Raw genomic sequence first — 25,723 nt, forward strand, 5'->3', positions numbered from 1 at the left:
TATCAGGCTCCGAGCTCAACATGTTGCCGGGTGGCGCTTCGCTTACCCGGCCTACAAAGGCCTCCCGTCAGCTCATATCCCCAGGCCCACGCTAACGCAGCGCCGCCGGGAAGGTATCAGGCTCCGAGCTCAACATGTTGCCGGGTGGCGCTTCGCTTACCCGGCCTACAAAAGCTGCCCGCGATTTGGCGCTCTATTCGCGCCCTTCGTAGGCCCGCGCAAGCGTAGCGCCGCCGGGCAAGGACAGCGGGCACGGAGCCGATTTTGCGCCGGGTGGCGGCTGCGCCTGACCCGGCCTACAAAACCAGGGCTATCCGTACCGTCCTCGCGGCAGACCCCACGTTCAGCGCCGCCGGGCAGTTACTGCGCCTGCTGCTGCGCCTGCGCCAGCTGGCGGACAATCGCCTCGCGCCGCGCATCCCCTTCCGGCAGCCGGGCCAGCAACGCCTGCAGGGCCGCCACGGCTTCGGGGTAATCTTCATTACGCACCGCGCTCAGGGCCAGCATCTCCAGCACCGGCAGGCTGGTCGGCTGTCGCTGATGCAGGTCGCGCAGCAGCAGCTCGCCCATCCGGACCTGACCGCTATCCCCCGCCCGCACCAGCGCGCTGGCATAATCGAAAGCCGCCGCCGGGTCGTCCGCCGCCAGCGCATGCGCCCGGCCAAAAGCGCCGATCGCCGTCTCGCCATCGTTCAACAACAGCCCCAGCCGCCCAAGCAGCTGCCAGCCGGCGAGGTCGTGCGGGGTATTCTGCAGATGGCTGCGCAGGCCAAGCCGCAGCTCCGCCAGCTCATCCATACGCAGCGGCGGCGCGGTCGGGTCCTTAACCTGCTGCAGCAGCGCAGGATAATGCCGCTCCGCCTGCTGCCAGAGCAGCACCTGGCCAATATCGCTGGTTTTCAGATACAGGCCCAGGCTCAGGACCACCAGCAGCAGCGCGCCCGGAAACAGCGCCCAGCGGCTTAGCGGCCGTTCGCCAGGCTGTGCCTGGGGCGGGATATCCGTCAGCAGCGTGCGCTGGAGCTCGACGACCAGCGCCGGGTTGTCCTCGCCGCGCTCCTGCGCCAGCTCCTGCAGGCGCGACTGGTACAGGGCGCGGTTGAGGGTATCGCGGTCCACCGCCCCTTTGCCCGTCCACGGTAAGTACAGCAGCCCCAGCGCGCCAGCCAGCAGCAGCCCGGCGATAACCACCAACAGGCTCATCGTTCTTTTCCTTCTTTCAATAATGCCGCCAGCCGCTGGCGCTCTTCGGCGCTGAGTGCCACGTCAGGGATGTCGCGACGACGCGCGCGGGCGATAATCACCCCCGCGCCCGCCAGCACGAACAGCCCCGGCCCCAGCCACAGCAGCACCGTGCCCGCGGTCAGCGGCGGCTCGTAGCTGACAAAATTGCCGTAGCGGGCCACCATATAGTCAACGATCTGCCCTTTCGTTTTCCCCTGCTGCATCAGCTCGTACACCTTCTGCCGCATATCGGCGGCAATCATCGCGTTCGAGTCGGCGATGCTGTTGTTCTGGCATTTCGGGCAGCGCAGCCGGGAGGTGATCTCGCGGAACGCCTGCTCCTGGGCCTCGTCTTTAAACTGCCAGGTGTCGATGGCGGCCCACGCCTGGCCGGTCAGCATCAGCGCCAGCAGAATGCCTATGACACCTCTCATCAGCCCGCCCCCCGGTTGTATTGATTCCACAGCGGCTGGAGCTCCTCGCGCCACACCCGGTCGTTCAGGTCGCCGGCGTGCCGCCAGCGGATGATGCCCTGACCGTCGATGAGAAACGTCTCCGGCGCGCCATAAACCCCCAGATCCAGGCCGAGCATGCCGTTGCCGTCGTACAGGCTCAGCCTGTACGGATTACCCAGGCGCTGCAGCCAGCTGATCGCCTTCTGCCGATCGTCTTTGTAGTTCATCCCCACCACCCGCACGCCCTGCTGCGCCAGGCCGTTGAGAAACTGATGCTCGGCGCGACAGGTTGGGCACCAGGTGGCCCAGACGTTAAGCAGCAGCGGCTTGCCGTCAATCAGCGTCCGTCGGTCCAGCGTCTGGCCGGGGGTATCCAGCGCTTCAAGGCGAAATTCCGGCAGCGGTTTGCCAATCAGCGCCGACTCGAGGGTCGTCGGGTCGTCGCCATCGGCGTTACGCATCAGCTGCCAGAACAGCGCGGCGGCCAGCGCCAGAAACAGCACCAGCGGGATAAACAGCAGCTTCCGGTTCATGAGGCCTCCTGCAGTTTCTTACGCATCCGGTAGCGCGGATCGAGCATGCAGCACAGACCGCCGAGGGCCATCAGCACCCCGCCGTACCAGATCCAGCGAACGAACGGTTTGTAGTACAGACGCACCGCCCAGCTGCCGTCGCTCAGTTCTTCCCCCAGCGCGGCGTACAGATCGCGGGTCAGCCCGCCGCTGATCGCCGCCTCGGTCATCATCATCCGGCTGGCGGTGTAAAAGCGCTTCTCGGCATACAGCGTCGCTTCCGGGCGGCCGTTGCGGGTCACGGCAATAATGCCTTCCCCGCCGGTCCAGTTGGGGCCGACGATATTGCGCACGCCGTTAAACACAAAGTGATAGCGGTGGATATCGATGCTGTCGCCGGGGCGCATCCGTACATCGCGCTCCACGCTGTAGTTCTGGCTAAAGGTGATGCCGATAACGGTCACCGCCACGCCGACGTGACCGAGCACCATCCCCCACTGGCTGCGGGTCAGCGTCCGCAGGCCGCGCCAGAAGCCGTGGCGATGGGTGGCCCGTTCGTGAACCTCCATCAGGGCGAAGATCAGCACCCACAGGGCCATCATCAGGCCAATGACCGCCATCGCGGTGATACGATCCTGCAGCAGCCACGGTAGCGCCAGAGAAAGTGACAACGTCACCACCAGGGCGATCACCAGGCGCTTAATCTGCCTGGCGACGTCATCGCGCCGCCAGCGGATCAGCGGCCCCAGTCCCAGCAGCAGCGCAAACGGCGCCATCAGGGCGGTGAACATGGTGTTAAAGAACGGCTCGCCGATGGAGATGCTGCCGAGGCCCAGCTCTTTATGCACCAGCGGCAGCAGCGTTCCGAGGATCACCACCAGCATCGCGGCCATCAGCAAGATATTGTTGCCAAGCAGGAACGACTCGCGCGACCACAGCGTATGTTCCACCCGCGCCCGCACCCTGCCGCCCTTCAGGGCGTACAGCAGCAGCGACCCGCCGATGGCGACAATCAGCAGCGCCAGAATGAACAGCCCGCGCGACGGATCCGAGGCGAAGGCATGCACCGAGACCAGCACCCCGGAGCGCACCAGGAAGGTGCCCAGCAGGCACAGGGAGAAGGCGGCGATGGCCAGCAGCACCGTCCAGGCGCGGAAGCTGCCGCGCTTCTCGGTCACCGCCAGGGAGTGCAGCAGCGCGGTCCCTACCAGCCACGGCATAAACGAGGCGTTTTCCACCGGGTCCCAGAACCACCAGCCGCCCCAGCCCAGTTCGTAATAGGCCCACGCCGAGCCCAGCACGATGCCGAGAGTGAGGAACATCCACGCCGCCTGGGTCCAGGGACGCGACCAGCGCGCCCACGCGGTGTCCAGCCGCCCCGCCAGCAGCGAGGCGATGGCGAAGGCGAAAGCCACCGAGAAGCCGACGTACCCCATATAGAGGATCGGCGGATGAAAAATCATGCCGATATCCTGCAGCAGCGGATTAAGGTCGCGGCCGTCAATGGGGTACTGCGGCAGGCCGCGGCTGAACGGGTTGGAGGTAAAGAGGATGAACAGCAGGAACCCAAAGGCGATCATCCCCATCACCGCCAGCACCCGGGCGACGGCGTCGAGCGGCATCCGGCGGCTGAAGAGGGCGACGGCGAAGGTCCAGACGCTGAGCAGCAGGACCCACAGCAGCAGCGAGCCCTCGTGCGCCCCCCAGGTCGCCGCCACCCGATACCACACCGGCAACGCGCTGTTGGAGTTTTCCGCCACGTAGCGGACGGTAAAGTCATTGACCACAAAGGCGTGCACCAGCAGCAGGAAGGCGCCGCCGATACAGGCGAACAGCCCGCAGGCCAGCGGTCGGGCCAGGGCCATCAGCCGCCGGTCCTGCCGCGCCGCGCCCCACAGGGGATAGACGCTCAGAAGCAGCGCCAGCCCCACCGCCAGACACAATAAAAAGTTGCCCAGCTCCGGCATCATGGCTGCGCCTCCGCTTTCGCCGGCGTCATGGCGTTTTTCACCTCCGGCGGGGTGTAATTTTCATCATGCTTGGCCAGCACCTGCTGAGCGGTGATATGCCGCTCGCCGTCCAGAACGCCCTGGGCCACCACGCCCTGTCCTTCACGGAACAGGTCCGGCAGAATGCCCTTATAGCTGACGTCCACGACCCCGCGGGCGTCATACAGCTTAAAGCGCACGTCGAGGGTTTGCGGGTCGCGCTGCAGGGAGCCTGGCTGAACGTAGCCCCCCACCCGCAGGCGCTGCCCGATCTGGGGCAGCGCCCGGGTTTCCGTTTTGCCGTAGATAATTTCCCCCGGGGTGTAGAACAGATCGATATTGCTGCTCAAGGCGTACAGCGTCAGGCTGACGGTCAGCCCAAGGCCGGCGAGCACCGCCAGCACGATATACAGCCGGGTTTTACGACGCGCTTGCATCCGCGGCCTCCTTGTCATGTTCGCGAGCGGCCGCGATCCGCCGCTCGCGCGCCTGCTGGCGTCGCACCTCCTGGAATAGCGCCCGCCGCGCCCACAGGGTATGAACCGTCAGCAGGCCAAAGGCGGCGATGGCCACGGCCACCGCCAGCCAGACGTACAGGGCATAGCCGTCCATATTCAGGAAGGCGGCGAACGAAGAAAAAGCGGGGCTCATCGGGCGGCTCCTTTGTTAGCCAGCGCCACCACCCACGGCCGACGACGTTCCTGCTGGAGGATCAGGTTACGCAGGCGCATCAGGGTCAGGGTGACCGACAGCGCGAGGAAAGCAAAGATACAGATCCGCAGCGGCAGACGCATGCTCGGGTCGATGGTTTGCTGCAGGTTGGTCGAACCCTGGTGCAGGGTGTTCCACCAGTAAACCGAGTAATGAATAATGGGCAAATTGACCACCCCGACCAGGACGAGGATCCCCGCCGCGCGCCCGGCCAGGCGGCGGTCGTCAAAGGCGTGCCACAGGGCGATGACGCCGGCATACAGAAACAGCAGCACCAGCTCCGAGGTCAGGCGGGCGTCCCAGATCCACCAGGTCCCCCACATCGGCTTGCCCCACGCCGCGCCGCTGACCAGCGCCACCAGGGTGCAGACCGCCCCTACCGGCGCCAGGGCGGCGATCGCCAGGTCGGCCATTTTAATCTGCCAGACCACCCCGACGAAGGCCGCGACGGCCATCGCCAGGTACAGCCCCATCGACCACATCGCCGCCGGGACGTGAAGATACATGATCCGGTAGCTTTCCCCCTGCTGATAGTCCGCCGGGGCGAAGCCAAAGCCCCACCCCAGGCCGATGACCAGCAACAGCGCGCTCAACGCCGCCAGCCAGGGGATCCAGCACCCGCACAGGCGGTACAGCCGCTCGGGGATCGCCAGTTGATGTAACGCTTTCCACATAGACGCTTACTCACACGGTTATGATGGCCGCGCCCGCAGGCGCAGCGAATTATTGCACGGTCAGCCGCAGCGCGGCGGCGGTGGCGAACGGACACAGGGTGGCGCTGGCGGTTAAGAACGCCGCCAGCATCGCCAGATAGCCGCCGACCGGGAGCCCGGCGGCCGCCGCCTGGCAGGCCGCGGTGGCGAAAATCAGCAGCGGCACCGCCAGCGGCAGCACCAGCAGGCTCAGCAGGACGCCGCCGCGCTTCAGGCCGACGGTCAGGCCAACCCCCACCGCGCCAAGAAAACTGAGCGTCGGCGTGCCAAGCAGCAAGGTCAGCGCCAGCACGCCGGCGTCGTGCAGATTCATCCCCAGCAGCAGCGCCGCCAGCGGCGAGACGATCAGCAGCGGCAGGCCGCTCATCATCCAGTGAGCGACCACCTTCACCAGCACCACCGCCACCAGCGGCGTCGGCAGAAGCATCAGCTGCTCCAGGGAACCGTCCTGCCAGTCGTCGCGAAACAACCGATCCATCACCAGCAGCGCCGCCAGCAGCGCGGCGACCCACACCACGCCCGGCGCAATCTGCGCCAGCAGCTGCGGCGCGGTGCCGACGCCGAACGGAAACAGGGTGATGACGATCAGAAAGAACCATAGCGGATTGAGGATCTCCGCCCCGCTGCGCCACGCCAGGCGCAGTTCCCGGGCCAACAGCGCTCTCATCATTGCCGCCTCCCGCCGTCGTCGCCGAGGCGCAGGGTGCGCAACGGGCAGCCCAGCGGCCGCAGCGGCTGATGGGTGGTGAGGATCGCGCTTCCCCCCTGCCGGGCGTGCTGCTCCAGACGACGGGTCAGGGTTTCTATCGCCGTGGCGTCGAGGGCGGTGAACGGCTCATCGAGGATCCACAGCGGCGCATCGGTTAACCACAGGCGGGTTAACGCCACCCGGCGCTGCTGCCCGGCGGAGAGCTGGCTTAAGGGGAGATCTTCATAGCCCGCCAGGCCGACGGCGGCGAGGGCGCTTTCCCGCTGCTGAAGGCGGCTGGCCGGAAAGAAGAAACGCAGGTTTTCATCGGCGGTCAGCGCCGCTTTGACGCCGGGCTTATGGCCCAGCCACAGCAGCTGCCGGTGAAATGACTCCCGGACCTGGGCCAGCGGCTGGCCCTGCCAGCTCACCACCCCGCTTTCCGGGCGCGCCAGGCCGCAAAGGATCCGCAGCAGCGAGGTTTTCCCCGCGCCGTTATCACCGGCGACCTGCAGCAGCTCGCCGGCAGCAAGGGATAGCGTCAGCTCCGCAAACAGCGGTCGATCGTCAACGATGCAGGTCAGTCGCTCTGCATGCAGCATGAAGGCAAACTCCTTGATTCAGACAGTATTTTACGTCCTGGCTAAGTCAGGGTTGCGCCGCGCGGGCGACGCAACCCTGACGGTTACTGTCCGGCCCCCGGCAGCTTCGAGATATCGGCGTTGCCTAACGCCTTCTCATTGTGCGCCGCGGTCTCCTTACGCACCTTCGCCACATCGCTGGCGCTGACCGCCGGCGCATTGTTGCCCCAGCTGGTGCGGATGAAGTTGACCACATCCGCCACCTGCTGGTCGTCCAGACGCCAGCCGAACGACGGCATGGTCAGGTTGGAGACCGCATCTTTCACCGCCGGCGTGGTGCTCCCGGTCAGAACGATGTGAATAAGCGAAGTGGCATCTTCGGTCTGCACCACCGGGTTGCCCTTCAGCGACGGGAAGGCGCGCTGATAGCCCGCGCCGTCGGTGCGGTGGCAGGCGGCGCAGTTATCGACATACAGCGCGGCGCCGGTTTTGCTGTCGTTACCCTTCCACAGATCTTTCGCCACGCTGTCTTCCACCGGGGCTGGGGTCTGTTTGCCGCCGCGCGGCGGGAGCGACTTCAGATAGCGGGCGATGGCGGTGATGTCGTCATCAGAGAGATACTGCAGACTGTGCTCCACCACATCGCTCATGCCGCCGAAGACCACCGATTTATCGTTACGTCCGGTTTTCAGGAACTCAGCCAGCTCGGCTTCGCTCCAGGTCCCCAGACCGTCGCGATTTTCGCCGCGCAGGCTGGAGGCGACCCAGCCGTCAATCGGCGCATTGCTGCCCGCCAGGTAATCATCGCCTTCGCTTTCGCTGAGCGCTTTTTCCTGCATCGTCAGGCTACGCGGGGTATGACAGGCGCCGCAGTGGCCCAGGCCTTCCACCAGATAGCGACCGCGCTCCAGCACCGGGTCAACCTGCGGGTTGGCGACAAAGTCGCTCGGCGTCGGGGCGAAGATGCCGCGCCAGAACGCCAGCGGCCAGCGCATCGACAGCGGCCACGGGATGTCGGTGTCCTTGTTGGCGACATTCACCGGCTCCACGCCATGCATAAAGTAGGCGTACATGGCGCGCATGTCCGCTTCACTGATCCGCGCGAATGAGGGATACGGCATTGCCGGATAGAGCGTGGAACCGTCTTTCCGCACACCCTTGCGCACCGCGTCGTCGAACTCTTCGAAGGTGTACCCGCCGATGCCGTGTTCTTTATCCGGCGTGATATTGGTGGAGTAGATGGTGCCGATCGGCGTCTCCATCGGCAGACCGCCGGCGAAAGGTTTGCCCGCTTTGCCGTTGGTATGGCAGGCGACACAGTCCCCCGCCCGCGCCAGATACTCCCCTTGCTTAATCAGATTGCTGTCCGCAGGCGCCTCTTCGGCGAAGGCCGCGCAGCTCAATGCCCCAAGCACCAGGGCCGATAACCATTGCATTTTCATCATCTGCCTTCCTTTATGCCTGCACCAGGGGACCCGGATTTTTCAGATACTGCTCGCGGATCGCCTTCGCTGACCAGTACGCCAGCGCGGCCACCGTGCCGGTTGGGTTATAGCCCAGCCCCTGCGGGAAAGCGGAGGCGCCGATGACGAAGACGTTATGCACGTCCCAGCTTTGCAGATAACGGTTAACGGCGCTGGTTTTCGGATCTTCCCCCATCACCGCCCCGCCGTTCATATGGGTGGTCTGGTAGGTGGTGGTATCAAAGTGGCTGTTGGCGTTTTTCGGGCTGCCGAGGATATATTTCGGCTTCATCGCTTTGGCGATCGGCGCCATCTTATCGAACATAAACTGCGCCATCTTGATGTCGTTTTCCTGCCAGTCAAAGGTCATGCGCAGCAGCGGCTGGCCAAAGACGTTTTTGTAGTTCGGATCAAGATCGAGGTAGTTCTGCCGATAGGACTGGTGCGCGCCGTGAGCATCCATCGACAGGTGATGGGTGTAGGTATCGGCCACCGCCGCTTTCCATTTGCTGCCCCACGCCGGGGTGCCCGGCGGTACCGGGAAACCGGAGATGGGCTTGGTCCCGGCCTGGTTGACCCAGAACGGCGAACCGCCGACAAAGCCCGCCGCGCCGTGGTCGAAGTTGTCGGCGTTGAAGTCGTCGACGCCGACGCCGTTGCCGCCCGCGCCGATAAACGGGTTGGTGTAGGTGTCTTTGTCGAAAATGGCCTTAATGGTGGTCATGTTCTGGTAGGCGAAGTTACGCCCCACCACCCCTTCTCCGGTCTCCGGATTGTAGGGTTTGCCGATCCCGGAGAGCAGCATCAGGTGCACGTTATGGAACTGGAAGGCGCCGATGATCACCAGGTCCGCCGGCTGCTCCATTTCGCGCCCCTGGCCGTCGACGTAGGTCACGCCGGTGGCGCGAGATTTGTCGTCGGTCAGGTTGACCTTCAGCACGTTGGCGTTGGTCCGCAGCTCAAAGCGTTTTTCCTGGCGCAGCGCCGGCAGAATGTTCACGTTCGGCGAGGCTTTGGAGTACATGTAGCAGGCGTAGCCGCTGCAGAAACCGCAGAAGTTGCACGGGCCCATCTGCGCGCCGTACGGGTTGGTATAGGAGTCGGAAGTGTTGGCCGACGGCAGGTTGTAGGGATGGTAGCCCACCTCGAGCGCCGCTTTTTCAAACAGCTGCGCCGACCAGGTGTTTTTCTGCGCCGGCAGCGGGAAGTCATCTGAACGGTCCGGGGCGAAGGCGTTGCCGCCGCGGCCTTTGCCGACGACCTTGCCTTTGATCGACCAGGCGGTCCCGGAGGTGCCGAAAACTTTCTCCGCTTTATCGAAGAACGGTTCCAGCTCGTCGTAGGTGACGCCGAAATCCTGGATGATCATATCCTGGGGAATGAAGTTTTTGCCGTAGCGCTCTTCATAGTGGCTGCGCATCCGCAGTTCGATGGGATCGACGCGGAAATGGACGCCGGACCAGTGCAGCCCGGCGCCGCCCACGCCGGTACCCGGCAGGAAGGCCGCCAGCTGGCGATACGGCACCGCCTGCTGGCTGGTGTTATGCCGGATGGTGACGGTGCTTTTCGACAGGTCCTGGAACAGCTTGCGGCGGATGTTGTAGGTCAGCTCATCAATCACCTGCGGATAGGCGCCGTCCGGCCAGGTGTCGCGCATCGGGCCGCGCTCCAGCGCCACGACGTTGAGCCCGGCTTCGGTCAGCTCTTTGGCCATGATCGCCCCAACCCAGCCGAAGCCGACGATCGCGACATCGGTTTTTTTCAATACGGTGGCCATGATTACGCCCTCTCCCCATTAATTGATACCGGCGGGAAGGGGTAGCGTTCGCCCCGTTCAACCCAATCCATAAAGTCGGCGCGCGCGCCGGGAAAATTAATCAGCGTCCAGCCAACCATGCCTTTGTTACCGCCATGGATCGGGTCGCTGAAGAAGCCTTCGCGGGTGTTCTGCAGCAGATAGGTGAAGAACAGCGAAGCCGGCAGCTGTTTGAACTCGGCTTTGCCCGATTCCCACAGGCCGAGCGCCTCGTCCTGCTGCTCGCTGCTCAGTTCAGCAAAGGTTTTGTGATACTTGTCCTGACACCAGGCCTCGGCATCGGCGATCCCGAGGTTATAGATCTGTTTGGGCACCAGCGGCAGCTGATAGCCCATCTCTTTCGGCACGTCGGGGTTGAAGGGCCCCTGCATATACCAGATGGAGCCGGTGGCGTAAGGGGTATTGAGCTGGCGGTCGATAAACTCCGGCACGCCGGCCTCTTTAGCGCCGGGCCCAAGTTCATCCGCCGGGATTAAGCGAGCGACAGCGGCGTTGATAAACGCCCACTCACGATCGTTGAAGAACTGCGGCTTCCAGTCGCTGGCCGCCGCCGTGTTCCCGGAGGCTGGCTCTGAAGCGGGGGCCGCCTGCGCGGTCGCGCTGGTGGCCACGCCAATGGCCCCTGCTCCCGCGCCGCCGATCACCACCGTCGGGATCAGCGCCATCGATTTCACCAGGAAATCACGCCTGGAATTGTTAGTTTTCTCGCTCGACATCATCACATTCCTGTCATTGAAAATTACTGTTTTTGTCGCTGACAAAACCAGTGAATGTCGTGCTGGAACCGATACCATTGCGCTTTTAAACCGCTTAGCGTCTGGCCCGGACCGGCAAGTCGGATAAAACATCGCCAGAGGCGATATCATTTATAGGGTTATCGTTTGGATAGTAGACGATTCTCAACGAAACGCGGGAAATCGGAGAGAAATTCACCGGAATGTCATCGTGAGAAGGGTGCTGCCATAACCTTGAGGCGGTAAACCGGCGGCGTTCACACCGCGCTGAGCTTACCCATGCGCCAAAAAAGAGTGACTTGTATCACAAATGTTATTTTTTGTTTATGGTACATGGCAGATTAAACGTCTGTAAATACTCGTATTAGGAATAATTAAACATTTTGAGCTGTTAAAAAAGTTACTACCCGTTGTTAACTATTTTGCATCTATTTCCCGGCTAACGCGTTCGGCTGGCGATACCCCGTCCACAGGAGAAGAGAAGAGATGTTCGATCATGTGAAATTCGGCGTCAGCGACTATGCCGCCAGCAAAGCGTTCTTTTTACAAGCCCTTGCACCGCTGGGCGTAACGCTGGTCGGCGAAGGCGATCCGACCTACGGCGCAGAGCTGGCCGGCAGCGGCGATGTCTCTCTATGCCTCTATCAAAGTGCGGACAACCCTGCGCCGCTGCATATCGCCTTTCGCGCCGACAGCCGCGAGCAGGTAGACGCCTTCTGGCAGGCGGCGCTGGCCGCCGGAGGAAAGGACAACGGCGCGCCGGGGTTACGGCCCAACTACCACGCCGGGTACTACGCCGCCTTTGTGATTGCGCCAGACGGGCACAATATTGAAGCCGTGTGCCATCTGGCGTCTTAACAAACGGTTACCGCTGCGGAAAAATCCACACATCCTCCGCCGGGAGCGTCAGATGGCAGTGTTCAGCATCGCGCAGCGCGGTTCCGTAGGCGCGTAGCGGAAAGTCGTCGCCCTCGGTGCGGAACAGGTACTCCCAGCGGTCGCCGAGGTACATGCTGGTCAGCAGCGGTAACTGGAGACTGTTATCCTGCGCCGCGCCGTCAAGACGCAGGCGCTCGACGCGGATCACCGCCGTCGCCGGCTCGCCGACGCTGACCCCCTCGCCCGCTCGCCCCCACAGGCTCCAGCTGGCGCCTTCGATGCGCGCCCTGCCGTTCTCCAGCGCCATCACCTTGCCGTGCAGGCGGTTATTGCTGCCCATAAACTCGGCGGCGAACAGCGTCGCCGGGCTGCCGTACATCTCCTGCGGCGTCCCCTGCTGCTCGATGACGCCATTGTTCAGCAGCAGAATACGATCGGAGATGGCCATCGCTTCATTTTGATCGTGGGTGACCATCAGCGCCGAGAGGCCCAGCTTGATGATCAGCTCGCGCAGAAACACCCGCGCCTCCTCGCGCAGCTTGGCGTCGAGGTTAGAGAGCGGCTCATCCAGCAGGATCACCGGCGGGTTGTAGACCAGCGCCCGACCAATGGCCACCCGCTGCTGTTGGCCGCCGGAGAGCTGGTGCGGATGGCGGTTGCCAAGATGCCCCAGCCCCAGCTGATCCAGCACGCGCTGCACCCGCTCTTTTATCTCCCCGGCGGCGACTTTACGCAGCTTCAGCGGATAGGCCACGTTGTCGAACACCGTTTTGTGCGGCCACAGGGCATAGGACTGGAACACCAGGCCGAGGTTACGCTCTTCGGCCGGGATTTCGCTGCGCGGCGTACCGTCGTACACCGTGCGGTTGCCGATGGCGATCCGCCCGCTCGTCGGCTTCTCCAGCCCGGCCACCGCCCGCAGCAGCGTGGTTTTGCCGCTTCCCGAAGGCCCCAGCAGCGACACCACCTCTCCCCGGCCGAGCGTCATCGACACGCCTTTCAGCACCGGGTTGTCGCCATAGGTGAGATGCAGATTTTCAACCGATAACTCAATCATGTAATTTCACTCCAAAGCGCAGGGCGATGCCAAGGCCAATCACCACCAGCAGAATATTGATAAAGGAGAGCGCCGCGACGATATCGATGGCCCCCGCCGCCCACAGCGACACCAGCATCGAGCCGATGGTTTCGGTACCCGGCGACAGCAGATAGACGCCGGTGGAATATTCGCGCTCAAAGATCAGAAACATCAGCAGCCAGGAGCCAATCAGCCCATAGCGCGACAGCGGGACGGTGACGTGGCGGGTGATCTGCCCCCGCGAGGCGCCGGTGCTGCGCGCCGCCTCCTCCAGCTCCGGTCCCACCTGCAGCAGCGTCGAGGAGATGAGCCGCAGGCCATAGGCCATCCATACCACGGTGTAGGCCAGCCAGACGCTGAAGATGGTATTGCGCAGCGCGCGCAGCTGCACGATAAGGTGCTCCCGCAGCCAGTCCGCCACCGGCAGCGCCGAGAGCCAGCCATGCTTCAGCGACTGATCGAGCCACATCGGCACAAACAGGAACACCCACAGGAAGGCCAGACCGGCCAGCAGCCCCGGCACCGCGCGCGGGACCAGCACGCTGTAATCAAGAAAGCGGGTGACGTTGTCCGCTTTGCGGTGCATGGCGATGCCGACAAACAGATAGCAGATCACCGCCAGCGCGCCGCCGACGATGCCGATAGCCATCGAGTTGACGATCGCCCGCAGCAGGTTGGGCTGCTGCCAGATATTGTGGAACGTCGTCAGCGACAGCTCATCCCACAGCGACACGCCGACGCCCCAGTTGGAGATAAAGGCACGCAGCGCCACGCCGAGCAGCGGGACGCCGATGGTCACCGTCAGCCAGGCCACCACCACCGCCCCGGCCACCCAGCGCCATTTGCCCAGCGGCAGCGCCCGCGCCTGCGACGCCTTGCCCTTCATGGTGACAAAGCGGTTGGCGGTGCGCATCAGCCGACGCTGGAGCATGACCAGCGGGATGGTGATGCAGATCAGCACTACCGCCACCGCCGCCATCAGATGGTAGGAGGGGGTGCCAAGCTTATTGGTCAGCTTGTAGAGATAGGTCGCCAGCACCATGTTGCCCTCGGGGTCGCCCAGCACCAGCATCAGACCGAAGACTTCCAGACCAAGGAAAAAGAGCAGCACGCAGGCGTAAAGAATGGATGGCCGTACCATTGGCAGACTCACCGAAGTCATCACCTGCAGCGGCGTGGCGCCGACGGTGCGCGCCGCCTCTTCCACATCCGAGCCGACGCTGCGCAGCGCCGAGGAGATATAGAGATAGGCGTGCGGCACGTGGGTTAAGCCGGCGATGACCACAATGCTGAACATCGAGTAGATATTCCACGGCACAAAGCCGATCAGCTGCTGCGCCCACTGGGAAAAGAAGCCTACCGGCCCGGCGGCCACCACGTAGCCAAAGCCCAGCACCATCGGCGAGACGAAGATCGGCACCAGGATCAGCGGCTCAATGAACCGCCGGCCGGGTAAATCGGTGCGTACCATCAGAAAGGCCAAAATACCGCCCAGCGGAATGGCGATAATCACCAGGCCAAAGGCCAGAATAAACCCTGACCTTAACGCCAGATAAAAATCCGGGTCGGTAAAAATAAAGGCGAAGGCTTCCAGACTCCAGGATTTGGAGCGGGAAAAGAACGGCGCGGAGAGAAAACTCTGCACCACAATAAATAACAGCGGGACGTAAATCACCAGCGCCGTGATGCACACCACCACGCCGCGCGGCAGCCCCTGCCACTTTCTGCGTAATACATTCATGGTTCATCCCTTTGGTCAGGTGAATAAACCCGCCGGGTGTGAATAAGGGGCATCGGCGATGCCCCGGGGGAGGATTATTTCGCGGCGGCGCTGCGCCATTGTTTAATAAACTGCAGACGTTTTTGCGGCTGTAAATAATCCAGCAGCGTTTCGTTGACCGGGATCGGTTTTAACGCTTTGCCCAGCAGCGTGGTCATGCCGTCGATATCATTTTTGCCTTCAATATCGCGACGAAGAGAGGGAATATCCGCCTGGCTGGCGAGGATCTGTTGGCCTTTTTCCGACAGGACATAATCCAGCCACAATTTCGCCGCATTGGGATGTTCGCTCTCCTGGCTAATAAACGAGACGCGGGAGAGCACCAGCACGTAATCTTTCGGATAGGCGATGCCTAAAGAGGGATCGTTTTTCGCCCGCGCTTCGGCATAGGAGCCAAGAATGTTATAGCCGATCAGGTTTTCGCCAGAGGAGACGCGCTCCATCATCGTGCCGGTGGAAGACTGCACCGTCAGGCCGCCTTTGGCGATATTCGCCAGGTCGGTAAAATAGTTCGCGTCGGCCTGGCTGTCCTGGACCGCCAGCATAAAGCCGAGGCCCGATTTTTCGATATCGTAGGTGGTGACTTTGCCTTTAAATTTATCGGCCTGGCTGGCGATCAATTTGGCCAGCGCGGTGTGCGAGTCCGGCACCTCATTCTGCGGGATCAGCCGTTTGTTATAGATAAATACCACCGGCTCGTAGGTGGTGCCATAGGCTTTCTGCTGCCACACCGCCCAGTCGGGTAATTGCTTCACCTCCGGCGAGGCATATTGTTCCGCGTACTCGGTGGCTAATTTCAGCGCCGTATCCATCGATGAGCTCCACACCACGTCCCCGCTGCCGCCCCCGGCGGCCTGCTCGCTGATATAGCGGTTATACAGCTCGGTGCTGTTCATGTCGTTATATTCGACTTTTACGCCCGGATATTGCGCTTCAAATCCTTTAATTAACGGCCCGGCCGCTTTGGTATCGGTTGTGGAATAGATCACCACCTTGCCCTCTTTGACGGCGGCATCAACCGTTTTTTGATAATCCGCCGGATAGCCCGCAGGCACCTCCGCCCAGGCGGCACAGGCGAAAACGGCCGTCAGTGAAACCACTAAACCACTTATTTTCTTATACATGATACCAACCTTTAATCATCAATTAATAAACACAAATTTAACATATAGTGGTATCAGCTCCCCTTGCAACGCCGGGGCTGGCTTTTTTCTGGCTTTTGTGACAGTGGCAGAATTTAAAAATGTGGTGTTTATGACGTTAATTAAAACGCGATCCCGGACCGGTTTTTTATCGTCTGTCGTATAACCCAGGCGCTGGCGCAGTGGCCTGTCGCCGGGAGAGTCCGCCCTTGACCTTCTGCGCCGGGCGGCGCAGCATAAAACGGCAAACATAACAAAATAACAACAGACTACAGGAGAGAATCAGTGCCAACAGGACACCGCTTTCTGGCGACGGATCTGCATCAGTTTGTCGTCTCACTGTTTACCCATCTCGGCAGCCGCTCAGAAGAAGCGACGCTGGTCGCCGACCATCTCATCGCCGCCAACCTGGCCGGGCATGACTCCCATGGCGTCGGGATGATCCCAAGCTATGTCAAATCCCACGCCGGCGGCTTTCTGCAGCTCAACCGCCACGCCACGGTCACCAAAGACGCCGGCGCCGTGGTCACCCTTGACGGCAACGCCGGCTTCGGCCAGGTGGTCGCCCACGAAGCGATGCAGTTAGGCATCGAAAAGGCGAAGCAGCACGGCATGGCGGCTATCGCCCTGCGCAATGCGCATCACGTCGGACGCATCGGCTACTGGGCGGAGCAGTGCGCCGCCGCCGGGCTGATCTCCATTCACTTCGTCAGCGTGATCGGCGACCCGATGGTCGCCCCGTTCCGCGGAAAAGACAGCCGCTTCGGCACTAACCCGCTGTGCGTGGTGTTTCCCCGCGCGGGCCATCCGCCGCTGCTGCTGGACTACGCCACCAGCGCCATCGCCTTTGGTAAAACCCGCGTCGCCTGGCACAAAGGAGAAGCCGTGGCGCCCGGCTGCCTGATCGACGCCCAGGGGCTGCCCACCACCGACCCGGCTGTGATGCAGACCTCGCCGCTGGGCGCCCTGCTCACCTTCGCCCAGCACAAAGGCTATGCCCTGGCGACACTGTGCGAAGTGCTCGGCGGCGCGCTCTCCGGGGGGCAAACCACCCATCAGGAAAGCCTGCAGACCAGCGTCGACGCCATCTTTAACTGCATGACCACCGTGATCCTGCGCCCGGACGCGTTCGATGCCCCGGACAGCCAGGCGCAGACGGAGGCCTTTATCGCATGGTGTAAACAGTCGCCGCACGATCCCGATGCCCCGGTGCTGGCCCCCGGCGAATGGGAGGCCGCCAACCGCGAAGCGCGCCTGGCCGAGGGGATCCCGCTGGATGCGGGCAGCTGGCAGGCAATCTGCGCCGCCGCGCGCGACGTCGGCCTGAGCGAGTCGCATATCGCCCGCTGCCGCCCTCTCGCGTAGCGGCATTATCCCCTGCAGAGCGTCTGACGTCGGCGCTCTGCGTCATCGTCATTAGTGACGAGGTCACGCTCCCGTCATCCTTCTCCTGTTATTTTTCATTTTAAATCAATAGATTAAAATCTGGCACGAGACCTGCATAGCGCAGCGGGCCTGCGTCCGCATCACCACCAGGCGATACCGCGATCGTTGCCCGTCGGGCCCGGCGCGACAGCGATCCTCTGTTCACTGTTAACAGGTCTGTTACTGATGAAAAAAATCACGAGCGTGTGCCCCTACTGCGGGGCGGGTTGCAAACTTAAACTGGTTGTCGACAACAATAAAATCATTCGCGCGGAAGCCGCCGACGGCGTCACCAACCAGAACCAGCTGTGCCTGAAAGGCTATTACGGCTGGGATTTTCTTAACGACACGCAGCTCCTGACGCCCCGTCTTAAACAACCGATGATCCGCTACCAGAAAGGCGGCGCTTTCACGCCGGTCAGCTGGCAGGAAGCGATTCGCTATACCGCCAGCAAGCTCAGGGAGATCAAAGAGAAGCATGGCCCGCGCGCCATCATGACCACCGGCTCCTCGCGCGGCACCGGCAACGAAACCAACTATGTGATGCAAAAGTTCGCCCGCGCGGTGCTGAACACCAACAACGTCGACTGCTGCGCCCGCGTCTGCCATGGCCCTTCCGTCGCCGGGCTGCAGCAGGCGCTGGGCAACGGGGCGATGAGCAACTCGATAAGCGACATCGAAAACTCGAAGTGCCTGTTGGTCTTTGGCTACAACTGCGCCGACTCCCATCCCATCGTCGCCCGCCGGGTGATCAAAGCCCGGGAAAACGGCGCCAAAATCATCGTCTGCGATCCGCGACGCATTGAAACCGCACGCATAGCTGACCGTCATCTGCAGCTCAACAACGGCAGCAACATGGCGCTGGTGAACGCCTTCGGCTATGTATTGCTGGAAGAAGAGCTGTACAACAAAGCCTATGTCGAACGCTATACCGAAGGGCTGGACGCCTACCGCGAGGCGGTGAAAGATTACGCCCCGGAAGCAGTGGAAGGGATTGTCGGGGTCAGCGCGCAGGCGATCCGCGAGGCAATGCGCATGTTTGCCGCCGCCCCTTCCGCCACCATTATGTGGGGCATGGGGGTCACCCAGTTTGGCCAGGCGGTGGACGTGGTGCGCGGCCTGGCAAGCCTGGCGCTGCTCACCGGCAACCTGGGACGGGCGAACGTCGGCGTGGGTCCGGTCCGTGGGCAAAACAATGTACAGGGCGCCTGCGATATGGGCGTGCTGCCGAACCTGTTCCCCGGCTATCAGGAGGTCACCGACCCGGCCGTGCGGGCGAAATTCGCCGCCGCCTGGGGGATCGACCCGGCGCAGATGGATGACCAGGTCGGCACCCGCATCACCGAGGTGCCGCATAAGGCGCTGACGGGCGAGATCAAAGCCTACTACATCATGGGCGAAGATCCGCTGCAGACCGAAGCCGACCTCGGCCTGGTGCGCAAAGGCATCGAGGCGCTGGACTTCGTGGTGGTGCAGGATATCTTCATGACCAAAACGGCGGAGATTGCCGATGTCCTGCTGCCGGCCACCTCCTGGGGCGAGCACGGCGGCGTCTTCACCTGCGCCGACCGCGGGTTTCAGCGGTTTGAACAGGCGATCCCGCCGGCGGGGAATGTGAAGCGCGACTGGGAGATCATCAGTCTGCTGGCCAGCGAAATGGGCTATCCGATGCACTATGAGAGCAACCAGCAGATCTGGGACGAGATGCGCGAGCTCTGCCCGCTGTTCTACGGCGTGACCTGGGAGAAAATGGGCGATATGGGCCATGTTCAGTGGCCATGCCCGACCCTCGACCACCCCGGCACGCCGTGGCTGTATAAAGACAACCGCTTCGACACCCCATCAGGTAAAGGGCAGCTGTTCGCCACCGCCTGGCGCGCGCCGGCGGAGCGTCCGGATGATGAATGGCCGCTGGTGCTCTGCACGGTGCGGGAGGTGGGGCACTACTCCTGCCGCTCGATGACCGGCAACTGCGCCGCGCTGCAGTCGCTGGCCGACGAGCCGGGACGGGTGCAGATGAATCCCGTGGATGCGCAACGGCTGGGGATCGCCGACAAACAGCTGGTGTGGGTAAGCTCCCGGCGCGGAAAGGTCATCACCCGCGCCGACCTCAGCGATCGCATCAACCCGGGCGCGGTCTATATGACCTATCAGTGGTGGGTGGGCGCCTGTAATGAGCTGACCCAGGATAACCTGGATCCGATCTCCAAAACGCCGGAAACCAAATACTGTGCGGTGAAAGTGGAAGCGATTGCCGACCAGCAGTGGGCGGAGCGCTATGCCTGGACCGCCTACAGCGACATGAAGGCACGACTGAAAGCCGCCGCCGACGTCTGACCTCAGGGAGCGCGCGCGCTCCCTTCCCTCCTGCCGCTGCCGGCGGGTTACGCCGCCGGCAGCTGTTTCTCCACCAGCGCCACCCACATCGCCACCCCGTGGCTAATCAGCGCGTCGTTAAAGTCATAGCTGGCGTTATGCAACGGCTTCGACGGCGTTTCGCCATCGGTGCCGATCCAGAAATAGGCCCCCGGACAGACCTCCAGCATGCAGGCAAAATCCTCAGAGGCCATCGACGGCGCCTGGTTCCAGCGCACCGCTTCCGCGCCGAGGGTGGCGACCGCCACCTCGCGCAGCAGCTGCGCCTGCGGCGCATGGTTTTTGGTCACCGGATACCCGGGAAACCAGCTAATCTCGCCCCGGACATCGGACACCTGCGGCTGGGTCGCCACATAGCTTTCGATAAGCTCCCGCACGCGGGCGCGAACGCGATTGCTCAGGCAGCGGAAGGTGCCGCGCAGCACCACGGTGTCCGGCAGGACGTTGATCGCCTCGCCGCCTTTTATCTGGGTGATGCTGACCACCGCGGAATCCTGTGGCGACAGGCGACGGGAGGGGATGGTCTGCAGCGCCATAATCAGCTGCGCCGCGGCGACGATGGGATCGGCCCCGCTCTCCGGCATCGCCGCATGGCAACTTTTGCCGCGCAGGGTGATCTCGAAGGCGTCGAGGGAAGCCATCATCGCGCCATCGCTGAGCGCCACTTCGCCGAGGGGGATCCCCGGCCAGTTATGCAGCGCGTAAATCGCATCCATCGGGAAGCGTTCGAATAACCCCTCTTCCACCATTTTGCGCGCGCCGCCAAGGTTCTCTTCCGCCGGCTGGAAGACAAAGTGGACGGTACCGCTGAACTGGCGGGTCTGCGCCAGATGGGCCGCGGCCGCCAGCAGCATCGCGGTATGGCCATCGTGGCCGCAGGCGTGCATTACCCCGGCGCGGCGCGAACGGTAGCTGACGCTCCCCAGCTCGGTGATCGGCAGGGCGTCCATATCGGCGCGCAGGCCGATGACCGGCCCGGGGCCGTTTTCCAGCGTCGCCACGACGCCGGTGCCGGCCAGCCCGCGATGAACCTGCAGGCCAAACGAGACCAGCAGCTCGGCAACGCGGCGCGAGGTCTCCTGCTCCTGATATCCGAGCTCAGGCGCGGCGTGAAACTCACGTCGCCAGCCTGTGGCTTCGGCGATCAGTGACGGCGATACGGCCATGTATTACTCCTTTCCTGCATAGCGTAATGCTGAATAATTGGGTCATGCGCTGCGTTTTTCCCCGTCGCTCACCGGCGCCGGGTCGCTGCCGCTCCCTCCGTTATATCCTGTCGTTAACACGCTGACAACGTCACGAAATGCGGCGGCGGCGCGGCGTACACGCCAGCCGCGGCCGGGCGGACCTTTTTTGGTAGTGATTTCAACGGTGACAACGGCCAGGCGATTAATTATTATGCAACTCAGGACGGCAATTTGCCGAAGGATCCACTACTGACCTCTCCGTCATCGGAAATAAAATGTTTAACCCAGACCAGAATCGTCTTGCCCCCACGCTGGCGATGATCATGGCCGCGTCGCTCGTGGGATTTATCACCGGCTATACGGTGCCGTTAATCAGTCTTGAGCTGGCGCAGCAGCAGGTTGCGCCGCTGTACGTCGGCCTGCTGGCCGCCCTGCCGCCCGCCGGCATGATGATCTCCTCTTTCCTCTCTCCTGCGCTGTGCCGGCGCGTTGAAATGGGCGTGCTGCTGAGCGGCAGTCTGATCCTGCTGGCGCTGGCAACCATCGCCTCATGCATGACCACCGATATGACGCTGCTTCTGCTGCCGCGCCTGCTGACCGGCCTGGCCTCCGGGGTCATTATCGTACTGGGCGAAAGCTGGATCACCGGCGGCGCGGCGGGCAGCCAGCGCGCCACCCTCACCGGCATCTACGCCTCGGCCTTTACCGGCTGTCAGCTGGCCGGGCCGCTGCTGATCTCCGTCGGCCCCGCCTGGCAGGCCTCGGCGCTGATGGCGATCGTCGCGGTCACCGCCGTCTGCCTGCTGATGCTGCGCCATCTGCCCACCGGCACCCGCGAAAGCCTTGGGGAGCGCGCCAGCTGGCGCAGCCTCGGCGCCTTCCTGCCGGTACTGGCCTCCGGGGTCTTCTGCTTCGCCTTCTTCGACGCCAGCATCCTCGCCCTGCTGCCGCTGTACGGCATGGACAAGGGGCTTAATGAAGGAATGGCGGTGCTGCTGGTGACCGTGGTGCTTACCGGGGATGCGATGTTCCAGACCCCGCTCGGCTGGCTGGCCGACCGGGTCGGCATTCGCCGCGTGCATCTGGCCTGCGCGGTGGTCTTCAGCCTGTCGCTGCTGGCCCTGCCGCTGATGCTCGGCTCACGCATTCAGCTGATGGCCATTTGTCTGCTGCTGGGCGCCGCGGCGGGGGCGCTGTATACCCTGTCGCTGGTGCGGGCGGGGAAAACCTTTAGCGGGCAGAAGCTGATTATGATTAACGCCCTGTTCGGCTTTTTCTGGTCCGCCGGCAGCGTCGCCGGGCCGGTAGTCAGCGGCATGCTGATCGGCATCACCGGCTACGATGGCCTGATCGCCACCCTGGTGGCCAGCGGCGTGCTGTTCCTGCTGATCCAGTGTCTGTGTAAAAACGAGAAAACCCTGCTTGCCAGTGAGCAGGAAGAGGACATGGACGAAGCGACGGAGTCCGCGCAGTAGTCCTGACGGGCTGGCCTGGCGCCAGCCTTTTTTATGGCCCTTACCGGAGGGCATCCTGTTTTTGCTGGCTCACTGCTGTTAACCATTGCCGGCCCCCCTGCCAGGAGGACATTCCATGGAAAGCAATACCTTACATCGTGGCAGATTGATCGATCATATTCTGCTGGTTGTCGAAGACTTTGCGGCAAGCAAAAACTTCTATACCGCCGTACTGTCGGCGCTGGAGATCCCGGCGATCGCCACCGCCAATGAATACTTGCTGGCTGACGAACTGGTGGTGGCCTCACGCCACAGCCCGGAGGCCGCCGGGAAACTGACAGGGCGCCACCATCTGGCGTTCCAGGCCAGAGATCGCGACATGGTGGACGCTTTTTACCATGCGGCGCTGACCCATGGTGGCCGCGATAACGGCGCGCCTGGCGAACGACACTATCATCCTGGTTACTATGCCGCTTTTGTGCTGGATCCGCAGGGGAATAATATTGAGGCGGTGTACCATGGCGAGGCTGAGCGCAGCGCCGGGTCTGTTGCCATCCGCTTCACGCAGTAAGCGGGCGAAAGTCACCTTTTGCCCGCAACAGGAGGACACTATGTTTTCATACATTATGCTGGGAACGAACGATCTACCACGCGCCATCGAGTTCTATGATCCGTTAATGGCATTGCTGGGGCACGCCAAAGCCGGCCGTAACGAACAAGGCGCCTCATGGGGCACCTTCAATGACAACCATACCTGCGGGCTGTGCGTGGGCGTCCCCTTTGATCAGCAGCCTGCCGGGGTGGGCAATGGAACGATGGTGGCGCTTAACGCCCGCTCCGTCGAACATATTGCAGAACTGCATGCCCTCGCCCTGCAACTCGGCGGACGTGACGAAGGCGCGCCCGGTCACCGTCCGCAGTATGGCGACGGCTTTCACAGCGCCTACGTCCGCGATCCCGACGGCAATAAGCTGGCGTTTGTTTATTATGCGTCGGCAGCTTGAATGGCTGCTGCGGAAGTGCCTTTTTCAGGCAGTAATGAGTAATTCAGGACGGCCGACTTCGCCGTCCTGATTCCATTGAGAATAACGAAAAACCGCGGTTAAAGCGCTACGGCTTATCTTCCCGACGAGTTATCTACAGCGAAGTGATAACGTAATCCGGCGTCGCGCATACAGCGTTTCCGCCGCCAGCTGAAAATGATATTCCAGCGCCTTCAGCTTTTTCGTCTTGAGCTGTTTTAGTGGAATACCCTTGATCTGCCCTGTCGCGATCAACCACCGGATATCAGCCGTACTCAGCTTGAGCTGCTTTTTCAGTATTGATAGCAGGCTGACGCGAAAAGGCTGAAGGACCCGAACGCGCACCATTATTTGCGGGCAAGCCATCAGCCTGACCGACCAATGCTCCTGAATACGAAAATCAGGTTGCCCCGACAGCACAGCGCCGTTGCGCTTCAGCGTCGCGAGGTCAGCGGCATAATAGCGAACCATGGCAGCATCGTTCTGCCTCAGACGCTGAAGCCGTTCGCGGTTAATCTTGCTGACGTGCAGCCTGGAAAACAGGGCGATATTCCAGGTGTAATCGCAGTGCGTGCATTTATAGATGCTCCAGATATCCAGCAACTTCTTTTGCGAATTCACCCGGATGGCGCCGGAAGGGGCGAAGTCGCGTTGTACATTGCAGGAGGGGCAGCGTTTGGCAATGTGCTGATACCCCACGGGCGTGACCGTCCATGTAACTGTCATAACGTACCTTTTTTAACCCATACGAAACCGGATCCGTCATTAACGGACCATGATTTTTGGCGTATGAAAAATAGTTAATCGCTATTTTTCAGTGGGTTAAAAAAAGATTTCCAACGTTATATTCCTGGAGAAGCCCAAAGCGATACCCGGAGATTAACAAAGGAGTCGTCGCGGGATTTATGAGCTCAGTCAATGTTTATACTGATGATGAAAAACATCATCAATATATCTGACAACACTCAGCGGGCTGGCCTGGCGCCAGCCCGCCCGGTTTATAGCACCTTGCTGAGGAACGCGGCGGTGCGTGGGTTGGTCGGCGCGCTAAAGATCTGCCCCGGCTTGCCCTCTTCCTGAATCACGCCCTGGTCGATGAAGATCACCCGGTCGGCCACTTCGCGGGCAAAGCCCATTTCGTGGGTCACGATCACCATGGTCATCCCCTCGCTGGCGAGGTTTTTCATCACCTCCAGCACGTCGCCCACCAGCTCCGGATCCAGCGCCGAGGTGGGCTCATCGAACAGCATAATCGACGGCTTCATCGCCAGCGCGCGGGCAATCGCGACGCGCTGCTGCTGGCCGCCGGACAGACTCGAGGGCCAGGCGTCGCGCTTATCGCTTAAGCCCACCTTCGCCAGCAAGGCTTCCGCCAGGTCGACCGCCTGCTGGCGCGGCATATTGCGCAGATTCATCGGCGCCATAATCAGGTTTTCCAGCACCGTCATGTGCGGGAACAGATTAAAGCGCTGGAACACCATGCCGACGCTTTCGCGCATCTTGTTGAGGTCGGTAGCGCGGTCGTGGGCGGCAAAGCCGTTGACCACCACCTCGCCTTCGCTGACCGTCTCGAGGGCGTTCATACAGCGCAGAAAGGTACTTTTCCCCGATCCGGAGGGGCCGATGATGCACACCACTTCCTGCGGTTTAATGTCGCAGCTGATGCCGCGCAGCACGTGGCTGTCGCCGAAGCGCTTATGTAAGTTATTAATGTGAATCACTTTTGCCAAACCTCTTTTCCAGACGGTTAACCAGCTGCGCCAGCAGGAAGGTGATCACCCAGTAGACCAGGGAGATGGTCAGGTAGGGTTCCCAGTAGGTGGCGTAGGCGCCGGAGACGGTGCGCGCGGCGTAGGCCAGATCGGCCAGGCCTATCGCCGAGGCCAGCGACGAGTCTTTGACTATGGCGATGGCGTTGTTGCCCAGCGGCGGCAGAATGCGGCGAAACGCCTGGGGCAGGATCACCTTGCGCATGGTTTTCCACCACGGCATGCCCAGCGCGCGGGAGGCCTCCATCTGCCCTTTGTCGATCGACTGGATGCCGGCGCGGAAAATCTCCGACACATAGGCGCCAGCGTTAAGGGTGATCGCCACAATGCAGGAGAGGAACGCCCCGTAGCTGGCGCGCAGCTCGCGGGCAAAGTCGGCGCTCATCAGGCCGCTGGTCACCAGCAGGCCGTCGCGCGGGTTAATAAACAGCGGCACCAGCGCAAAGTGCACCACCATGATCTGCACGAACAGCGGCGTACCGCGGAAGGCGCTAACGTAAAAGCGCACCGGAAACTGCACCAGGTAGCGGAGAATATATTTCCATGGCCCGTGCTCGGCCTTCGCCATCCGTCCGAGACCGAGGGTTAACCCCCACAGCGTCCCGAGGATCACGCAGATAATGGTACATTTAATCGTCATCAGGGCGCCGTCCACAAACAGCGGGCCGTACTCCTCGATGATCTCCCAACGGAATCCCGTCATAGTCCTTCCCTAAAAAATACGGC

General features: G+C 62.3%; 25 protein-coding genes. 6 read left to right on the forward strand and 19 right to left on the reverse strand.

The window, feature by feature from the left end:
• Positions 1-360 precede the first annotated feature (360 nt).
• From ccmI to ABLV54_RS22690, 12 genes are all read right to left on the reverse strand, one after another.
• Positions 361-1,203 (reverse strand): c-type cytochrome biogenesis protein CcmI, encoded by an 843-nt coding sequence (gene ccmI / locus ABLV54_RS22635; protein ID WP_226564391.1) that lies wholly within the window; start codon positions 1,201-1,203, stop codon positions 361-363.
• Complete coding sequence (locus ABLV54_RS22640) at positions 1,200-1,646, reverse strand: cytochrome c-type biogenesis protein (RefSeq protein WP_226564398.1); 447 nt, start codon at positions 1,644-1,646, stop codon at positions 1,200-1,202. The genes ccmI and ABLV54_RS22640 overlap by 4 nt, the downstream gene beginning before the upstream one ends.
• Before the next feature lie 11 nt (positions 1,647-1,657).
• The gene (locus ABLV54_RS22645; RefSeq protein ID WP_032453183.1) at positions 1,658-2,212 is read right to left on the reverse strand and encodes a DsbE family thiol:disulfide interchange protein; all 555 of its coding nucleotides are present in this window, start codon (positions 2,210-2,212) and stop codon (positions 1,658-1,660) included.
• On the reverse strand, positions 2,209-4,161 hold the full coding sequence (locus ABLV54_RS22650) for a heme lyase CcmF/NrfE family subunit (RefSeq protein ID WP_226564393.1): 1,953 nt from the start codon (positions 4,159-4,161) through the stop codon (positions 2,209-2,211). Before ABLV54_RS22650 ends, ABLV54_RS22645 begins: the two co-directional genes overlap by 4 nt.
• Positions 4,158-4,616, reverse strand: a complete 459-nt coding sequence (gene ccmE / locus ABLV54_RS22655; protein ID WP_049014463.1) for a cytochrome c maturation protein CcmE — start codon at positions 4,614-4,616, stop codon at positions 4,158-4,160. The genes ABLV54_RS22650 and ccmE overlap by 4 nt, the downstream gene beginning before the upstream one ends.
• The gene (gene ccmD / locus ABLV54_RS22660; RefSeq protein ID WP_226564395.1) at positions 4,600-4,830 is read right to left on the reverse strand and encodes a heme exporter protein CcmD; all 231 of its coding nucleotides are present in this window, start codon (positions 4,828-4,830) and stop codon (positions 4,600-4,602) included. Before ccmD ends, ccmE begins: the two co-directional genes overlap by 17 nt.
• On the reverse strand, positions 4,827-5,564 hold the full coding sequence (locus ABLV54_RS22665) for a heme ABC transporter permease (protein WP_072413315.1): 738 nt from the start codon (positions 5,562-5,564) through the stop codon (positions 4,827-4,829). Before ABLV54_RS22665 ends, ccmD begins: the two co-directional genes overlap by 4 nt.
• A 49-nt stretch (positions 5,565-5,613) precedes the next feature.
• Positions 5,614-6,273 (reverse strand): heme exporter protein CcmB, encoded by a 660-nt coding sequence (gene ccmB, locus ABLV54_RS22670; protein WP_085551013.1) that lies wholly within the window; start codon positions 6,271-6,273, stop codon positions 5,614-5,616.
• Positions 6,270-6,893, reverse strand: coding sequence for a cytochrome c biogenesis heme-transporting ATPase CcmA (ccmA, locus tag ABLV54_RS22675; protein ID WP_048297691.1), 624 nt, complete (start codon positions 6,891-6,893; stop codon positions 6,270-6,272). The genes ccmB and ccmA overlap by 4 nt, the downstream gene beginning before the upstream one ends.
• Before the next feature lie 83 nt (positions 6,894-6,976).
• Entirely contained in the window at positions 6,977-8,317 is a 1,341-nt protein-coding gene (locus ABLV54_RS22680) for a cytochrome c (protein ID WP_074186185.1), read from the reverse strand.
• Positions 8,318-8,327: 10 nt separating this feature from the next.
• On the reverse strand, positions 8,328-10,112 hold the full coding sequence (locus ABLV54_RS22685; RefSeq protein ID WP_002908285.1) for a GMC family oxidoreductase: 1,785 nt from the start codon (positions 10,110-10,112) through the stop codon (positions 8,328-8,330).
• Between the two features lie 2 nt (positions 10,113-10,114).
• Positions 10,115-10,870 carry a gluconate 2-dehydrogenase subunit 3 family protein gene (locus ABLV54_RS22690; protein WP_004175724.1) on the reverse strand — a complete coding sequence of 252 codons (756 nt, stop codon included), beginning with the start codon at positions 10,868-10,870 and terminating at the stop codon, positions 10,115-10,117.
• A 501-nt stretch (positions 10,871-11,371) separates the two neighbouring features.
• On the opposite strand from ABLV54_RS22690, the gene ABLV54_RS22695 reads away from it, so the two are divergent.
• Entirely contained in the window at positions 11,372-11,743 is a 372-nt protein-coding gene (locus ABLV54_RS22695) for a VOC family protein (RefSeq protein ID WP_194859610.1), read from the forward strand.
• Between the two features lie 7 nt (positions 11,744-11,750).
• Here the strand turns inward: ABLV54_RS22695 and ABLV54_RS22700 are convergent, their stop codons facing one another.
• From ABLV54_RS22700 to ABLV54_RS22710, 3 genes are all read right to left on the reverse strand, one after another.
• Positions 11,751-12,821, reverse strand: a complete 1,071-nt coding sequence (locus ABLV54_RS22700) for an ABC transporter ATP-binding protein (protein ID WP_002908292.1) — start codon at positions 12,819-12,821, stop codon at positions 11,751-11,753.
• Positions 12,814-14,583, reverse strand: a complete 1,770-nt coding sequence (locus ABLV54_RS22705) for an iron ABC transporter permease (protein ID WP_004189548.1) — start codon at positions 14,581-14,583, stop codon at positions 12,814-12,816. Before ABLV54_RS22705 ends, ABLV54_RS22700 begins: the two co-directional genes overlap by 8 nt.
• A 74-nt stretch (positions 14,584-14,657) precedes the next feature.
• Positions 14,658-15,746 carry an ABC transporter substrate-binding protein gene (locus ABLV54_RS22710; protein WP_023290032.1) on the reverse strand — a complete coding sequence of 363 codons (1,089 nt, stop codon included), beginning with the start codon at positions 15,744-15,746 and terminating at the stop codon, positions 14,658-14,660.
• A 303-nt stretch (positions 15,747-16,049) separates the two neighbouring features.
• Between ABLV54_RS22710 and ABLV54_RS22715 the strand changes: the two genes are divergently transcribed.
• The gene (locus ABLV54_RS22715) at positions 16,050-17,129 is read left to right on the forward strand and encodes a malate/lactate/ureidoglycolate dehydrogenase (protein WP_023290033.1); all 1,080 of its coding nucleotides are present in this window, start codon (positions 16,050-16,052) and stop codon (positions 17,127-17,129) included.
• 246 nt (positions 17,130-17,375) lie between these two features.
• Positions 17,376-19,526 carry a formate dehydrogenase subunit alpha gene (gene fdhF / locus ABLV54_RS22720; protein WP_023290034.1) on the forward strand — a complete coding sequence of 717 codons (2,151 nt, stop codon included), beginning with the start codon at positions 17,376-17,378 and terminating at the stop codon, positions 19,524-19,526.
• Positions 19,527-19,573: 47 nt separating this feature from the next.
• Here fdhF and ABLV54_RS22725 read toward each other — a convergent pair whose 3' ends face one another.
• Positions 19,574-20,731, reverse strand: coding sequence for a M20 aminoacylase family protein (locus ABLV54_RS22725; protein WP_226564043.1), 1,158 nt, complete (start codon positions 20,729-20,731; stop codon positions 19,574-19,576).
• Positions 20,732-21,027: 296 nt separating this feature from the next.
• On the opposite strand from ABLV54_RS22725, the gene ABLV54_RS22730 reads away from it, so the two are divergent.
• From ABLV54_RS22730 to ABLV54_RS22740, 3 genes are all read left to right on the forward strand, one after another.
• Positions 21,028-22,227 carry an MFS transporter gene (locus ABLV54_RS22730; RefSeq protein WP_110238235.1) on the forward strand — a complete coding sequence of 400 codons (1,200 nt, stop codon included), beginning with the start codon at positions 21,028-21,030 and terminating at the stop codon, positions 22,225-22,227.
• A gap of 115 nt (positions 22,228-22,342) precedes the next feature.
• The gene (locus ABLV54_RS22735) at positions 22,343-22,777 is read left to right on the forward strand and encodes a VOC family protein (RefSeq protein WP_226564045.1); all 435 of its coding nucleotides are present in this window, start codon (positions 22,343-22,345) and stop codon (positions 22,775-22,777) included.
• A gap of 40 nt (positions 22,778-22,817) precedes the next feature.
• A complete protein-coding gene (locus tag ABLV54_RS22740) occupies positions 22,818-23,210 on the forward strand; it encodes a VOC family protein (RefSeq protein WP_072420007.1) in 393 nt (130 codons plus the stop codon).
• Between the two features lie 129 nt (positions 23,211-23,339).
• On the opposite strand, the gene ABLV54_RS22745 is transcribed toward ABLV54_RS22740, so the two are convergent.
• From ABLV54_RS22745 to ABLV54_RS22755, 3 genes are all read right to left on the reverse strand, one after another.
• On the reverse strand, positions 23,340-23,927 hold the full coding sequence (locus tag ABLV54_RS22745) for a DUF1062 domain-containing protein (protein ID WP_226564047.1): 588 nt from the start codon (positions 23,925-23,927) through the stop codon (positions 23,340-23,342).
• Between the two features lie 299 nt (positions 23,928-24,226).
• Positions 24,227-24,949 (reverse strand): amino acid ABC transporter ATP-binding protein, encoded by a 723-nt coding sequence (locus ABLV54_RS22750; RefSeq protein WP_050533464.1) that lies wholly within the window; start codon positions 24,947-24,949, stop codon positions 24,227-24,229.
• Positions 24,936-25,700, reverse strand: a complete 765-nt coding sequence (locus tag ABLV54_RS22755) for an amino acid ABC transporter permease (protein ID WP_004151161.1) — start codon at positions 25,698-25,700, stop codon at positions 24,936-24,938. The genes ABLV54_RS22750 and ABLV54_RS22755 overlap by 14 nt, the downstream gene beginning before the upstream one ends.
• Between the last annotated feature and the right edge of the window lie 23 nt (positions 25,701-25,723).

Origin of the sequence: Klebsiella sp. JB_Kp042, from assembly GCF_040065275.1 — a bacterium.
Classification (GTDB): Bacteria; Pseudomonadota; Gammaproteobacteria; order Enterobacterales; family Enterobacteriaceae; genus Klebsiella; species Klebsiella quasipneumoniae.